This window comes from Kitasatospora brasiliensis (genome assembly GCF_032654805.1).
GTDB lineage: Bacteria > Actinomycetota > Actinomycetes > Streptomycetales > Streptomycetaceae > Kitasatospora > Kitasatospora brasiliensis.
In genome coordinates, this window is the sequence record NZ_JAUOOW010000004.1 from 423,900 (window position 1) to 436,744 (window position 12,845).

Annotated in this window: 12 protein-coding genes; 7 read left to right on the forward strand and 5 right to left on the reverse strand. The window is 74.2% G+C overall.

Annotated elements, in window-relative coordinates; genetic code table 11:
* Window positions 1-40 precede the first annotated feature (40 nt).
* The gene (locus QWJ13_RS18025) at window positions 41-889 is read left to right on the forward strand and encodes a DNA-formamidopyrimidine glycosylase family protein (RefSeq protein ID WP_316525609.1); all 849 of its coding nucleotides are present in this window, start codon (window positions 41-43) and stop codon (window positions 887-889) included.
* Here QWJ13_RS18025 and QWJ13_RS18030 read toward each other — a convergent pair.
* Window positions 837-1,472: a nucleoside/nucleotide kinase family protein gene (locus tag QWJ13_RS18030; protein WP_316525610.1), complete on the reverse strand. Its 636-nt coding sequence runs from the start codon at window positions 1,470-1,472 to the stop codon at window positions 837-839. The genes QWJ13_RS18025 and QWJ13_RS18030 overlap by 53 nt on opposite strands.
* 34 nt (window positions 1,473-1,506) lie before the next feature.
* Window positions 1,507-2,811: an outer membrane protein assembly factor BamB family protein gene (locus QWJ13_RS18035; RefSeq protein ID WP_316525611.1), complete on the reverse strand. Its 1,305-nt coding sequence runs from the start codon at window positions 2,809-2,811 to the stop codon at window positions 1,507-1,509.
* A gap of 217 nt (window positions 2,812-3,028) precedes the next feature.
* Between QWJ13_RS18035 and QWJ13_RS18040 the strand changes: the two genes are divergently transcribed.
* Complete coding sequence (locus tag QWJ13_RS18040) at window positions 3,029-3,595, forward strand: Uma2 family endonuclease (RefSeq protein WP_316525612.1); 567 nt, start codon at window positions 3,029-3,031, stop codon at window positions 3,593-3,595.
* Window positions 3,596-3,616: 21 nt separating this feature from the next.
* On the opposite strand, the gene QWJ13_RS18045 is transcribed toward QWJ13_RS18040, so the two are convergent.
* On the reverse strand, window positions 3,617-3,949 hold the full coding sequence (locus QWJ13_RS18045) for a DUF4326 domain-containing protein (protein WP_316525613.1): 333 nt from the start codon (window positions 3,947-3,949) through the stop codon (window positions 3,617-3,619).
* 141 nt (window positions 3,950-4,090) lie between these two features.
* Here QWJ13_RS18045 and QWJ13_RS18050 point away from each other — a divergent pair, with 141 nt between their 5' ends.
* The 5 genes from QWJ13_RS18050 to QWJ13_RS18070 all read left to right on the forward strand — a co-directional run bounded on the left by QWJ13_RS18050 (window position 4,091) and on the right by QWJ13_RS18070 (window position 9,541).
* Window positions 4,091-5,761, forward strand: a complete 1,671-nt coding sequence (locus tag QWJ13_RS18050) for a sensor histidine kinase (RefSeq protein WP_316525614.1) — start codon at window positions 4,091-4,093, stop codon at window positions 5,759-5,761.
* A gap of 118 nt (window positions 5,762-5,879) precedes the next feature.
* The gene (locus QWJ13_RS18055; protein ID WP_316526014.1) at window positions 5,880-6,548 is read left to right on the forward strand and encodes a response regulator transcription factor; all 669 of its coding nucleotides are present in this window, start codon (window positions 5,880-5,882) and stop codon (window positions 6,546-6,548) included.
* 554 nt (window positions 6,549-7,102) lie between these two features.
* Complete coding sequence (locus tag QWJ13_RS18060) at window positions 7,103-7,831, forward strand: LysM peptidoglycan-binding domain-containing protein (RefSeq protein WP_316525615.1); 729 nt, start codon at window positions 7,103-7,105, stop codon at window positions 7,829-7,831.
* A 175-nt stretch (window positions 7,832-8,006) separates the two neighbouring features.
* Complete coding sequence (locus QWJ13_RS18065; RefSeq protein ID WP_316525616.1) at window positions 8,007-8,840, forward strand: SDR family NAD(P)-dependent oxidoreductase; 834 nt, start codon at window positions 8,007-8,009, stop codon at window positions 8,838-8,840.
* A gap of 101 nt (window positions 8,841-8,941) precedes the next feature.
* Window positions 8,942-9,541 (forward strand): TIGR03086 family metal-binding protein, encoded by a 600-nt coding sequence (locus tag QWJ13_RS18070; RefSeq protein ID WP_316525617.1) that lies wholly within the window; start codon window positions 8,942-8,944, stop codon window positions 9,539-9,541.
* Between the two features lie 3 nt (window positions 9,542-9,544).
* Here the strand turns inward: QWJ13_RS18070 and QWJ13_RS18075 are convergent, their stop codons facing one another.
* Complete coding sequence (locus QWJ13_RS18075; RefSeq protein ID WP_316525618.1) at window positions 9,545-10,006, reverse strand: (2Fe-2S)-binding protein; 462 nt, start codon at window positions 10,004-10,006, stop codon at window positions 9,545-9,547.
* Between the two features lie 36 nt (window positions 10,007-10,042).
* Window positions 10,043-12,451: a xanthine dehydrogenase family protein molybdopterin-binding subunit gene (locus QWJ13_RS18080; protein ID WP_316525620.1), complete on the reverse strand. Its 2,409-nt coding sequence runs from the start codon at window positions 12,449-12,451 to the stop codon at window positions 10,043-10,045.
* Window positions 12,452-12,845: the final 394 nt, after the last annotated feature.

Genomic DNA, 12,845 nt, shown 5'->3' on the forward strand with positions numbered 1-12,845 from the left:
CCCCCGGGCCGCGGGCCGCTGCGCGGACCAGAATGGAGACATGCCAGAAGGTGACTCCGTCTACCGCGTGGCGGCCCGCCTGCACGAGGCCCTCGCCGGACAGCTGCTGACCAGCGCCGACCTGCGGGTGCCCGCGCACGCCACCGCCGACCTCGCCGGCCGCCGGGTGCTGGAGGTCGCCCCGCGCGGCAAGCACCTGCTCGCCCGCCTCGAAGGCGGCCTCACCCTGCACACCCACCTGCGGATGGACGGCCGCTGGGAGGTCTACCGCCCCGGCGAGCAGTGGACCGGCGGCCCGGCCTGGCAGATCCGCGCCGTCCTCGCGACCGACCGGGGCACCGCCGTCGGCTACCGGCTGCCCGTCGTCGAACTGCTGCGCACCACCGACGAACAGCGGATCGTCGGCCACCTCGGCCCCGACCTGCTCGGCCCCGACTGGGACCCGGTCGAGGCCGTCCGCCGGCTCCTCGCCCGCCCGGGCCGCCCGGTCGTCGAGGCCCTGCTCGACCAGCGCAACCTGGCCGGGATCGGCAACGTCTACGCGAACGAGCTGTGCTTCGTCGCGGGCGTGACACCGTGGACCGAGGTCGGCGAACTCCCGTACCCCGACCGGCTGGTGGAACGCGCCCGGCAGATGCTGGAGGCCAACAAGCTGCGCCCCGGGCACATCACCACCGGCGACACCCGGCCCGGCTACCAGCACTGGGTCTACGGCCGGGCCGGGCGGCCCTGCCCGCGCTGCGTCACCCCCGTGGCGACCGGGCGCCAGGGCTCGCCGCCGCGCGACCGGGCGGTGTTCTGGTGCCCGTACTGCCAGCGCGGCCCGGCCCCCGCCGTCAGATCCGTTCGACCAGCGCGGGGTGGCGAGGGTCGTCCACCCGGACGGTGACGTCGGCGGCCTCGGCGGGGACGGTCTGCGTCTCGTAGCGGGCGAAGGCGGGCAGCGTCCACTGCCGGCCGGCGGGAGTGCGGCGGGCCAGCGCGGCCGGGCTGAGCGCCAGGTGGACGGTCAGCTCCAGCGGCAGCCAGCGGCCGAGCAGCAGCGCGCCGTCCAGCAACAGCACACCGCCGGGCGGGAGTTCGACGTACGGGGCGCGGGTCGAGCGGTCGGTGACCGGGTCGCGCAGGGAGGGCAGCACGCGGCCGCTGCCGCCCGGCTCCAGCGGGTCGAGGACCTCGCGCAGCAGGGCGCCGTCGTCCAGCCAGAGGTCGTGGAAGGCGTCCGCGTCCTGGTGGCCGTACTCCAGCCGGATCGAGGCCGGGCGCAGGAAGTCCGCCGCCGAGACCCGCAGTGTCGTGTGGCCGCGCAGCCGCAGCGGCTCCACCAGGGCGTCGGCGAGATCCTCCGGTCGGGCGGCGGCCGCGCCGTCCACGGCCACCCGCAGATGGCGTGCGCCGGCGTCGGGCAGGGCGGTGATGCGGTCGGCGAGCAGCTCGGCCAGGTTGTCGGGGGAGATCGGGCGTACCTGCATCGGACCATCCTGCCGTGTCGTCGGATCGCGGCGCTCAGCGCAGCGGGAGGGCGTGCAGGACGTCGTCGTGGCCCGCGTAGAGGCGGTCCTTGTCGGCGGCGACCGTCCAGACGCCCTTGCCCGGCCCCGAGTCCTTGAAGGTCCAGCCCAGTTCGCCGGCCGTGGTGTGGATCGCGCTGACCCCGCTGGCCCCTGGACCGGGGACGAACAGCGTGTCGTCGGCGACCACCGGACGGCTGCGGCGGTCCAGCGGGTACGGCAGCCGGCAGGACCAGACCTCCGCGCCGGACCATGTGTCGTTGCCGGTGACGGTGCCCTGGTCGCGCGGGATGAGCAGCCGCGGGCCGTTCTCGACGGGCGGCAGCGCCCGCCAGGACTCGCCCTTGGCAGGGGAGTAGGTCCAGCCCGGCTCGCCGGTGGGGCGCAGCATGCGCACACCGCCGGTGCCGTCGGGGAGGTAGATGCGCTCGGCGCCGGTGACGCACCAGCGCAGGTCCTCCGAGCCGGGGGCGGTCCACAGCTCGTTGCCGTTGGCGGCGTCCCTGGCCACCACCTCGTAGTGGCCCTCGCGGAAGCGGACGCAGACGAGGACGGGGTTCCGGAAACCGGTGGTGGGGACGATCGGCTGCTCCTCCCGGTCGGTGGGCAGGACCCAGAGCACGGAGCGGTCGGCGACCTGCACCGCGAAGAGGTGGCTCAGCAAGGAGCCGGTGCCGGGCCGCGGGTGGCCCCAGGAGTAGCCGTAGAGGACGCCCCGGTCGTAGCCGGCCAGGCGGACCCGGCCCTCCAGCTCCTCGGGCAGCGGCAGGCTCCAGTCGGCGGCGGGGTCGGTGAGGTGGCGGGCTTCGAGGTGGCCCGGGTAGGTGGTGGCGAAGAGGTGGTCGGGCCCGACCACCACGGTGTCGGGCAGGTCGCGGTCGCCCGGCTGCTGCCGGGCGGACGGCGGCTCGAAGACCACCAGCCGGGCGGGGTCGCCACTGCTGGGCCTGAGGACCTGGAGGCCGCTCGGGGAGAGGTAGACGGGACGGCCCGGCGCGGCGGTCAGCCGCTCGGGGGTCATCTCCTCCGGGCCGCGGTAGGTCCACAGCGGCGTCGGCCCGGACAGCGTGGTCGGCTTCGGCCCGGTCGGCTGTGCCCTGGTCGGGCTCGGCACGGGCAGGAGCCCGCCGCCACCGGAACGTCCGAACGCCCAGGAGGCCCCGCCCGCGGCGAGCACCCCGGCCCCGATCAGCAGCCCGCGCCGGCCCGGACCCCGGGGCTCCCCGCCGCCCGCGATCACATCCGCGGGAGCCTCACCGCCGCCCGTCTCCCCGTCCCACTGCCAGGACGTCTCCTTCACGGGCCCCTCGGACGACGGCGACTGCATACGGTTCCCGCTTCCCCCACCGGCGGCCCCGCGCCGCCACCCGCCGGGGAGGATATCGAACAGCCCCCGAACGACCCGCGGCCTGTACGCATGTGCGTACCCCCGCTGGGGTGCGCAGATGCGTACACCGCTGGTACTAGGCTGTGGTAGCCAGCACCAGACTCGCCCAGCAGCCTCGGGGAGGTACGCCGTGACGGCTGAGATGATCGCACCCGAGTGGATGCACCGGCAGGTCACCAGCGAGCAGTACGACTCCTGGACCGACGAGCAGTGCGCGGGCGTCGAGATCGTCGATGGGATGGTGGTCGTGTCCCCGAGCGCTTCCAAGCGGCACAACCGGCTCGCCCGGTTCCTGGCGAACGCCCTGGACGTGGCGGGCGGCGTCGAGTGGAACGCCGACACCGACTTCGACGTCCGCTTGCAGGACGTGCCGCTGAACAACCGCCGGCCGGACGTGGTGGTCTACCGCGCGGACACGATCGACGAGTCGCCGACCAGGCCCGACCACGTCCTGCTGCTGGTCGAGGTGGTCTCGCCGGGCTCCGAGACCACCGATCGGGTGGTCAAGCTCGACCAGTACGCCAAGGCCGGCATCCCCTTCTACTGGCGGGTGGAGCAGGCCGCCGGGCGAGTGCCGATCGTCCACACCTACGTGCTGGACGCCGCCGAGGGCGTCTACCGTGCCGGGGAGCTGTTCGCCGGACTGGTCAAGGCCGTGGTGCCGTACCCGGTCGAGGTGGACATTTCCGGGCTCTGAGGGCCCCGGGGTCTCCGAGGTTCAATGCTTCTTCGGGGGGTGGTCCGCGAATTCGGCGAGGATGTCGGCGTGGCAGGGGAGCGGGGTGCACCAGCAGCCGAGGCGGTGGCCGCGCAGGGGCGGGATGAGGGCGAGCAGGTCGGGGTGGTCGAGCAGGTACGCGCGGTACTTGACGAGCATCTCCTCGCGGGGCAGGTCCGGCCCCGGGCGGTACGGGCAGTGCAGCGGGGACTCGGCGAGGTGCCAGCCGCCGCGGTGCATCGCGCGGCCGACGTAGACGACGTCCTCGAACCCGGGGTCGTCGCGGTGGCCCTTGAGGTTGACCACGGTGGTGCGGCGGGAAGTGCTCGGCATGCCGTCCATGCTGCGGCAATCCCGGTGTCGGGGCAGCTCGGGGCCGTGCTGGCGCCGCCCCCGGGCGGGCGACTTTCGTCGGCGGCGGGCGGCGACGAAGGAGGACGGCGGGTGCCCCGGCCGGACCGGTAGCCTCGGCGGGTGGAAGCGATCGCGCGGGCCTGGAAGACGGCGGTACGGACGGCACTGCCGGGGCCCTGGCGGCCCCGCCGGGTGGTGGGAGAGGCGGTCCTCGCCCTGGTGATGGGCGGGTCCGCGGCCCTGCTGGAGCTGCTCGCCGACTCGGGCCTGGCGCTGACCATCGGCCTCGCCGTCGCGGTGCTGTGGGTGCTGCGCAGGGGGCTGCCGGCCACCGTGCTGCTTGTCACCGCGGCCCTCGCCGGCTGGTCGGCCGGTTCGCTGCTGCTGCTGGTCTGCGCGGGCTGGACGGCCGGGGCGCGGATCCGCCGGGTCTGGTCGCTGGTCGGCGCCTTCTTCGTGGGCTGGGTGCTGTTCACCGTGACGGGGGTGCTGAAGGACGTCGCCTCGCTCTCGCCGAAGCTGGTCCTCCCGCTCTCGCTCGGCTTCTTCCTGGTGAGCGCCGTCCTGCCCGCGCTCTACGGCCGCTACCGGGCGCAGCGGCGCGCCCTGTTGGACGCGCTGCGGGAGCGCAACGAACAGCTGATGCGCGAGCGGGTCATGGTGGTGCACCAGGCGCGGCTGCGCGAGCGGCACCGGATCGCCCAGGACATGCACGACAGCCTGGGCCACCAGCTGGCGCTGATCTCGGTGCACTCCGGGGCGCTGGAGGTGGACCGGACGCTCACCGACCGGCAGCGCGAGGCGGTCGGGGTGCTGCGGCAGGCGGCGGTCGCGGCGATGCGCGAGCTGCGCGAGGTGGTCGGGGTGCTGCACGACGAGTCGACGGTGTCGCCGCCCACCGCGGGGACGGCTGCCGGGACGCCGGGCCGGGGCGGGGTGGACGGGGTCGGGGCGCTGGTGGAGTCCTCCCGGGCGGCGGGCGCGGAGGTCGCCTTCCACCTGGAGGGCGAGCAGCGTCCGCTGTCGGCGGCGGTCGACCATGCGGCGTACCGCATCGTGCAGGAGGCGCTCACCAACGCGCACAAGCACGCCCCCGGCGCGCCGATCGGGGTCGCGCTCCGGTACGAGCCGGACGCGCTGGTGGTGGAGGTGACCAATTCCCGCGCGCCGGAGCTCGTGGGCGCGCGCCCCGGCGCGGGGGCGGCGGTCAGCGGCGGTCAGGGGCTGACCGGGTTGCGGGAGCGCGCCCGGTTGGTCGGCGGCATGGTGCACGCCGGGTCCACGCCGGAGCAGGGCTTCCGGCTGGCGGCCGTCCTCCCGTACGAGGGGGCGGAGCAGGAGGGCGCGGCCGCCGCGGCGGCGGACGGGTTCGAGGACTGGGTGCCGGAGGGCGCGTCGCCGGTCGAGGGGGCGCGGCGCCGGCGGCGAAGCCCGGCGATGGGCTGCGCGGTGGGGGTCGTCGCGGTCGTGGTGATCGTGCTCGGCCTGCTCCTCTGGGGCGTGATCGCCTTCGTCAAGGGCACCAACGACGCGACGGTGCAGCAGCCGATGTACGACCAGATCAAGGTCGGCACCTCCGAGGCGGAGGTGCTGAACACGCTGCCGCGCGGCAACGACTTCTTCACCGACACCTATAAGGGGACGGGTCCCGAGGTGCCGGCGGGCGCGCAGTGCCGTTGGTACGTGCTGAACGGTGCGCCGGGGGCGGGCTGGGACGAGGAGCACGTGGCGCGCTTCTGCTTCCGGGACGGTGTGTTGGTGGACAAGCAGGAGTACCTGGCCAGGGGCTGAGCGCCCGCGCGCGCCGGACTGTGCTTCGGCGGGACGGCCCGGGGGCGGTTCGGAGCGCCGGCGCCGGGATGTGAGGATGGGGGCGCAGCCGACGCACCGTTCGAGGGGAATGACCAGCGTGATCCGAGTCCTCGTCGCCGACGACGAGCCGCTGATCCGGGCCGGGATCAGGATGATCCTCGGCTCCGCCGACGACATCGAGGTGGTCGCGGAGGCCGCCGACGGCCGGGAGGCGCTGGAGCTCGCGCGGGCGCACCGGGTGGACGTCGTCCTGCTGGACATTCAGATGCCGGTGATGGACGGTCTGACGGCGCTCGGGGAGCTGGCGAAGGCCGCCCCCGGCGCGCGGGCGTTGATCCTCACCACCTTCGGGGAGCGCGAGAACGTCCTGCGCGCCGTGGCCGAGGGCGGGGCGGGCTTCCTGCTCAAGGACACCGCGCCGAACGAGCTGATCCAGGCCGTCCGGGCGGCGGCGGGCGGCAACGCCTTCCTCTCCCCGGCCGCCACCCGGCACATCGTCGACTCGCTGGCCTCCGGGCGCAGTGCCTCGCTGGCCGCCCGCGCCGTGGCGGCGCGGCGCCGGCTGGAGGTGCTCACCCCGCGGGAGCTGGAGGTGTTGGCGCTGCTCGGTGAGGGCCTGTCCAACGCCGACGCGGGGGCGCGGATCCACATGAGCGAGGCGACGGTGAAGACCTACGTGAGCCGGATCCTGGCCAAGCTGGGCTGCGAGAACCGGGTCCAGGCGGCGTTGTTGGCGCGGGACGCGGAGCTCGACGGGCGTCACTGAAGGTGCCTTTTCGGTCACGTCGGGTGTCGGGCGTGACGGAGGCCACGTGATGGCGGCCTGGAATCGGGAACTCCGGATGTGGCGGTGACGGTGCGTCAGCTGACGGTCTCTCCGCGTCGATGACGTGTCCGTTTTGTCGGATGAGCGGGTGTGAGTGAAGGCACGGAATTTGACCGTTTGATCTTGAAAAGCCCGTCAAAAGCTTTCAAATCGGGCTCAGTTTTCCGATCGATACCGCCGGTAACAGTCAACTGACCAGCAACGTTCAAGAATTGCTTGCTGCGTCCGGGTGATGCCCCTAGCTTCATTGGCGGCGCAACGAGCGCCACCCGGGTTCACCCCGACGCATTGCCCGCCGACCGACCTGCGGCGCGAGGGCGGTGCCCGTCGACGAGCCGGCTCCAACGGGCCGTCGGCGTGCGGAGGTGACCGGGGCGGCACGGCACGTCCGGAGCGTGCGCGGCCGCCCGTCGAGTGAGGTGAGCAAACTACCGCCGGCCCACGTCCCGGGCCTGGTTCCGCCTGCCCGCCCGGGGCTTGTCGAGAGGACCTGTATGAATCTCCGTCACGAGACCGCCGCTGCCACCGACACCACCACCAGCAAGCGCCACCGCATGCGGATGGCGGTCGTCGCGGGAGCCGCCGTCGCGGCCCTGCCGGTGGCCGGCCTCGTCACGGCCACCTCGGCCTCCGCCGCCACCACCTCGACCTGGGACGCCGTCGCCCAGTGCGAGAGCGGCGGGAACTGGAGCATCAGCACCGGAAACGGTTTCCACGGCGGGCTCCAGTTCAGCCCGTCCACCTGGGCCGCGTACGGCGGGACCGCGTACGCCTCCCGGGCCGACAGGGCGACCAGGGCCCAGCAGATCGCCGTCGCGGAGAAGGTCCTCGCCGGGCAGGGGCCGGGCGCCTGGCCGGTCTGCGGGCACCGGGCGGGGCTGGGCAAGGGCGGCGCTCCGGCGGTCGTCGACGCCTCGGGCGGCAAGGCCGCCAAGGCCGCCAAGCCGGCCACCAGGGCGGCGAAGCCCGCCGCCAAGCCCGCTGCCGAGCCGGCTGCCGCGCAGCAGGCGCCCCAGGGCCGCCCCTCGGCCAAGCCGGCCAGGTCCGCCCCGGTGGCGCCGGTGAACACCGCCGGCGGCGGCTACACCGTCCGCGACGGCGACACCCTGAGCGAGATCGCGGCCAAGTTCGGCACCGACACCGACAGCCTGTACCGGAACAACCTGCGCACCATCGGCGACGACCCGGACCTGATCTTCCCGGGCCAGACGCTGACCGTCTGACCGGGCCCCGACCGGCCGAGCGGCCGTCCCCGTGCGGGGGCGGCCGCTCCCGCCGTGCCGCCGGCGGACGGGCGCTCGCACCGGAGTGCGGGAGCACTCCGAGGCGTAGTTGAACGTTGAACGCAACGTCCGAATACCGCCGGAGGTCCGAAGCGCCGCGGAGCAGGATCGAGTCATGTCCGAGATCGGAACGAGGAGTTCGGGAGACATGACGATGAACGGTTCGGCAGCGCGCGACGGCAGCGACGGCAGCGACAGCCTCGGTGGCCTCGGTGGCCTCGACGGCAAGGTGGCCCTGGTGACCGGCGGCAGCCGGGGGATCGGGGCGGCGATCGCCCTACGGCTGGCCGAGGACGGCGCCGACGTGGTGCTGACCTACCAGGGCGGCGCGGAACGGGCCGAGGAGGTCGCCGCGAAGATCGCCTCGCTGGGGCGGACCGGCTGGGCCGTGCGGGCGGACAGCGCCGACCCGCGGGCGGTGCAGGGCGTGGTCGAGGCGGTCGTGGAGCGGTTCGGGCGGTTGGACGTCCTGGTGAACAACGCCGGGGTCGGCGTCCTCGGCGCGATCGGCGACCTGACGCCGGAGGACGTCGACCGGGTGCTGGAGGTGAACGTCCGGGCGCCCTTCCTGTACGCCCGGGCGGCCTCCGCACACCTGGCCGAGGGCGGGCGGATCGTCACCGTCGGCAGCTGCATCGCCCAGCGCGTCGCCTTCCCCGGCGCCACGCTGTACGCGACCAGCAAGGCCGCGCTGATCGGCCTGACCAAGGCGCTGGCCCGGGAGCTCGGGCCGCGCGGGATCACCGCCAACCTGGTCCACCCGGGGCCGATCGACACCGACATGAACCCGGCTGACGGCCCGTCGGCGGAGCTCCAGAGCGGGCTCACCGCGCTCGGCCGCTTCGGCACCGGCGAGGAGGTCGCGGCCGCCGTCGCCTACCTGGTGGGCGACGGCGGACGGTACGTCAGCGGCGCCGAGCTCTCGGTGGACGGCGGCTTCGCGGCCTGACACCCGGCCGCGCGGGGGTGCGGTGTCGCGCCGGGCGGTTGTCGGCGCACGCGCTTACGATCGCCCGGCACGACCCGTGCTCCCGTACCGAGAGGTGTGCCATGACCGCAGCGGACGACCCGATCGGGCTGCTCGCCCTGGCCCTCGCGCAGACCGCCGGGCTGATCGACGGCACCGGCGTCGAACTGGCCGGCCACCCGACCCCCTGCCGCTCCTGGGACGTCGGCGACCTGATCAGCCACCTCCTGCACGACCTGCGGCAGTTCACCGTCCGGGCGCAGGTCGGGCAGCCGGACTGGTCGCAGCCCTTCGAACGGGTCGAGGAGGACTGGCTGCACGCCTTCGAGGCCGGGGCGGAGCGCCTGGTCGACGCCTGGCGCGCGGCCGGAGACCTCGGCGGCACGGTGGAGGTCCCCGGCGCCGGCACCCTCCCGGCCCGCTTCCCCGTGGACCAGCAGATCGCCGAATTCGCCGTCCACGGCTGGGACTTGGCCCACGCCACCGGCCAGTCCACCGAGGGACTGGACCACGAGGTCGCGCTCGCCGCCCTCGCCTGGGCGACCGGCGCGCTCAAACCCGAGTACCGGGGCGCGGAGGAGGACCGGCACGCCTTCGGCCCCGCCGTCCCCGTCCCCGAGGACGCCCCGGCGTACGACCGGCTCGCCGCCTTCTTCGGACGCGACCCCCAGAACGCGGTGTAGCGGTCAGTGCGCCTGCCGGGCGGCGGCCTGCTTGATCGCCTCGCGGATGCGCGGGTAGCTGCCGCAGCGGCAGATGTTCTGGATCTGGTCGATGTCCGCGTCCGTCGGGTTCGGAGTGCGGCGCAGCAGGGCGGCGGCGGTCATGATCTGGCCCGGCTGGCAGAAGCCGCACTGGGCGACGTCGCAGTTCAGCCAGGCCTCCTGGACGGGGTGCAGCACCTCGCCGTCGGCCAGGCCCTCGATGGTGGTGACGGTGTGGCCGGCGCAGTCCTTGACCGAGCGGGTGCAGGGCTGGAACTCCTGGCCGTCCAGGTGGCTGGTGCAGGCGCGGCAGACGCCCACCCCGCAGCCGTACTTGGGGCCGGTGACGCCGAGCTTGTCGCGCAGCACCCAGAGCAGCGGCATGTCGTCCGGGGCCTCGACGGTGACGGGCTGCCCGTTGAGGACGAAGGTGTGGGTGGGCATCAGGTCGTGGTTCCTCAGCTGGTGATCAGAGGGTGGTCAGAAGTTGATCGGGAAGGAGCGCGGGCTGGTGCCGGTCGCGCGGGCGTAGGCGTTGGCGACGGCGGCGGAGGCGGCCGGGACGCCCAGTTCGCCAGCGCCGCCGGGCGGTCCGCTCGGCGGCATCAGGTGGACCTCCACCACCGGCGGGGTGTGCCGCTGCCGGGCGTAGTGGAAGTCGCCGTAACTCCCCTCCCGGAAGGCGCCGTTGTCCAGGTGATTGCCGGCCTGGAGGATCACCGAGATGCCGTCGACCAGCGCGCCGGTCAGCTGGGCCTCCAGGCCCCTGGGGTTGATCGCCCGGCCGACGTCGGCGACGACGACGGCCTTGGTGACCCGGGGGTTGGCCCGGTCGGTGGCGTCCAGCTCGACCAGGTAGCCGACGCAGGCGCTGTGCTCGTCGTGATAGCCGATGCCCTGGGCCTGGCCGGCGGGCATCGGGCGGCCCCAGTTCCCCCTCTTGGCGAGCTCGTCCAGCAGCGCCCGGCCGGTGGCGCTGCGCAACCGGCCGCGGCGGAAGGCGAGTTCGTCCTGGCCCATCGCGCGGGCGAGCTCGTCCATCATGATCTCGTCGGAGACCCGGACGGTGCCCGAGTAGACCGAGCGCCAGCTGCCGGTGTGCAGCTCCAGCGGCACCTCGGCGAGCAGCTGGGTGGGCACCCCGACGTCGTACGGGATCTTCTCGGTGAGCAGGAAGAACAGCTCGGAGGCGGTGATCCCGGCCAGCGGGAGGTTGTAGCCGGCCGCGGTGAACATGTCGCCGAGGCCGTGCCCGAGGTCGGTCTTGACGCTGGCCACGTGGTGCTCCCAGCTGAACACCTGGCCGAGGCCGTAGGTGGCCCGGATCACGTGGTGGCTGGCCGGGCGCATCCGGCCGTGGCGCATGTCGTCGTTGCGGGTCCACATCAGCTTGACCGGGCGGCCGGCGGCCTTGGAGACCTGGGCGGCCTCCAGGGCGGCGTCGAAGAACAGCCGGCGGCCGAAGGAGCCGCCGCCGCGCACCACATGGACGGTGACGGCGTCCCGGGGCAGGCCGAGTTCGGCCGCGATGGTCCCCTGGGCGAGGATCGGGCTCTGCGCGGCGAACCACACCTCGGCCCGGTTCGGCCGCACGTCGGCGACGGCGGTGAGCACCTCCATCGGGGCGTGGTTGACGAAGGCGAAGTCGAACTCCCCCTCCACCCGGTGGGTGAGCAGCGGCGGCGGCAGCGACGGCAGTTGGGCGGCGCGCAGCTTGGAGCGCACGTCCGCGTCGGACAGGCCGGAGACCGGACCCGGGTTCCAGGTGACGCGCAGCGCGTCGCGGGCCTTGAGCGCCTGGTCGAAGGTCTCGGCGAGGACGGCGACGCCGCTCGGGATCTGCACCACGCCGAGCACCCCGGGCATCGCGCGGGCGGCGGAGGCGTCCAGCGACTTGAGGGTGCCGTTGACGGTGTCCGGGCGGGCGACCACGGTGGGCGCGGCGCCCGGGATCTGGAGGTCCCCGGCGTACTCGGCGCGGCCGGTGACGATGTCGCGGGCGTCGATCCGGTTGGTCGCCTTGCCGATCACGCGCAGCTGGTCGGGGCTCTTGGGGAGGGTCGGGACGGCGGGTACGGCGACGGTGGCGGCCTCGACGGCGAGTTCGCCGTAGCCGAGGCGGCGGCCGTCGGGGGCGAGGACGGCGGAGTCGGCGGTGCGAAGGGTGGTCGCGGGAACGTTCCAGCGTTTGGCGGCGGCGGTCACCAGGCGGGCCCGGGCGGCGGCGGCCGCGGCGCGCACCGGGTCGTACAGCGAGCGGATCGAGTTGGAGCCGCCGGTCATCTGGTTGAAGAGCAGCTCGGGGCGGGCGTCGGAGAGCGGGACGTCGACGTCGGAGAGCCGGGCGTCGAGCTCCTCGGCGACGATCATGGCGATGGCGGTGGTGAGGCCCTGGCCGACCTCCAGCCGGGGCAGGTGCAGGGCGGCGCGTCCGGTGGCGGTGACTTCGAGCACCAGCAGGTGCGAGGTCGGCAGCCCGGCGAGGATCATCGCGTCGCCGAGGTCGACGATGTCCGGGATGCCGGGCAGGCCGATCAGCTGCTGGGGGAGGGCGCTCTCCCGGACGGGCACGGCGGCCTGCGCGGCCTGGGCGGCGGGCCCGGCCGGGGTCGGGACGGCGGCCTGGGCGGTGGCGGGCGCGACGGCGTCCAGGCCGAGGCGGGCGCCGACGGTGAGGGTGGGCGCGGCCAGCAGGTAGGTGAGGAAGCGCCGGCGGCGGGTGGTGCCGTCGGCCGACCGGGCGGTCGCGGCGTCCGGGGTCTCGGCGGAGTCCGAGGGTGCGGTGAAGGTGCTGATGAGAGGAACCCTTCGAGCCGAAGACGGCGACCGAACGGGCGGGCGGGCGGGGTGGCCCCGGCCCGGTGCCGGATCGCGAACGCCGTTGAGCATAAAAGGACGCTACTGACGGGTCAACACCGTCAAAGGTGGCCCTTGGTCTGCTCGATCGGGGTTTCGCGGTGATCGGCGGGAGTGGAGTCGGAGCGGGTACGGACGGCGCTTCGGCGGTGCGGGCGAGGTCGCGGAGAGGCCGCCGCGACGGGTTCGCAGGCGCCAACTGGCCACTCTCGCACGCGGGTTCAGCGGTCGGTCGGTGGTGCGGCGGGTTCCGGAAGTGGCCCAGGGAATTCCTTGATCACTGGACCATTTCAGTGGGCCGCTTCTCTTCTAGGGTGGGGGCGCAGCGCAACCGGTGGTCGCCGGGGCCGCCGACCGCGTGCCGCCCGTCCGGCGGTCGCGGGCAGGGGTGACGGTCCGTGAACACGTTTACGCGACCGGACGCGCG

Bases quoted from the DNA above. Each gene is read 5' to 3' on its own strand.
- QWJ13_RS18025 (WP_316525609.1), top strand. From the start codon at position 41: ATGCCAGAAGGTGACTCCGTCTACCGCGTGGCGGCCCGCCTGCACGAG.
- QWJ13_RS18030 (WP_316525610.1), bottom strand. From the start codon at position 1,472: ATGCAGGTACGCCCGATCTCCCCCGACAACCTGGCCGAGCTGCTCGCC.
- QWJ13_RS18045 (WP_316525613.1), bottom strand. From the start codon at position 3,949: ATGCCGAGCACTTCCCGCCGCACCACCGTGGTCAACCTCAAGGGCCAC.
- QWJ13_RS18060 (WP_316525615.1), top strand. From the start codon at position 7,103: ATGAATCTCCGTCACGAGACCGCCGCTGCCACCGACACCACCACCAGC.
- QWJ13_RS18065 (WP_316525616.1), top strand. From the start codon at position 8,007: ATGTCCGAGATCGGAACGAGGAGTTCGGGAGACATGACGATGAACGGT.
- QWJ13_RS18070 (WP_316525617.1), top strand. From the start codon at position 8,942: ATGACCGCAGCGGACGACCCGATCGGGCTGCTCGCCCTGGCCCTCGCG.
- QWJ13_RS18075 (WP_316525618.1), bottom strand. From the start codon at position 10,006: ATGCCCACCCACACCTTCGTCCTCAACGGGCAGCCCGTCACCGTCGAG.
- QWJ13_RS18080 (WP_316525620.1), bottom strand. From the start codon at position 12,451: ATGCTCAACGGCGTTCGCGATCCGGCACCGGGCCGGGGCCACCCCGCC.